General features: G+C 40.9%; 1 protein-coding gene. It reads right to left on the reverse strand.

Features of this window, described 5'->3' with window-relative positions; all coding sequences use genetic code 11:
* Nucleotides 1-863 (reverse strand): IS110 family transposase (locus VCHENC03_RS17195; RefSeq protein ID WP_009705423.1); only part of this gene is annotated, 863 nt, incomplete at its 3' end.
* Nucleotides 864-938 lie beyond the last annotated feature (75 nt).

A 938-nucleotide genomic window follows, 5' to 3' on the forward strand; every position in this document is an offset into this window, starting at 1 on the left:
ACAACGGATAGTGCACCTTGGATGAGATTTGCACGCAGCCTTTTATTTGCTACTTTCTTACTAATACCAAGCATAGTCGTGACACCTCCAGTACTGTACTGCTTTGGTGTTAAACCAATACAAGCAGAGGCTTCTCGGCCGTTTTTGAAATTTCTACCAGTGTGTCCTAGTGCCAAATAGAGGCCGAGAGCATTGATAGGGCCAATCCCTTCAAGTTCAAGTAGTTTTTTACACTCTGAATGCCGGTTGATGTAGTAACTCAATTCTTTTTCAATTTGAACTTTTTGTTCTGAAAGCCCTTGGTGCAAGTTATACATATGGTGTAAATAAGGGCGCAATATATCAGGAAGTTCACTATCGCCATTTTCTAAAATTTGCGGGATGGTTTTGTTAAAGGCGCTAACTCCCTTTGGGATAGCGATACCAAACTCTAAAATCAGACCTCGCACCATGTTACTGGTAGCCACTATGAGGTCATTGAGATGTTGCCGAACGCGTTCAATCGATTGAAGCGCTTGAGCATCGATAGTTTTCACTCCAACAGAATGAACATTAGGTTGGCGTGCTGCAATTGCGATGGCAAGAGCATCATTTTTATCAGTCTTTTGGTTTGCTCTAAAAGGAGTTACGTTTTTTGGGGCAATAATACTGACATCATGGCCTAAGCTTTGGCAAAAACGTCCCCAATGATGCGCAGAGCCACAAGCTTCCATTACTACATGAGAAGAGGGTTGTTTTTGTAACCATGACTTCAATTTTTGGTTATTTAAGGCTTTTTCAGAGGCAACTTGATCTCTAACTAGCTTACAAATTTGAAATGAGTTTTTTGCTAAATCAATGGCGATAGTAGTAGACTTTTTCATGTATGGCTCCCGATTAAAATTTCTGTTTGCACTAAAATTTTAGCTCCTCCTTGGAGGGGGGAGTCCATACATCGA

Source organism: Vibrio sp. HENC-03, assembly GCF_000305755.2.
GTDB lineage: Bacteria > Pseudomonadota > Gammaproteobacteria > Enterobacterales > Vibrionaceae > Vibrio > Vibrio owensii.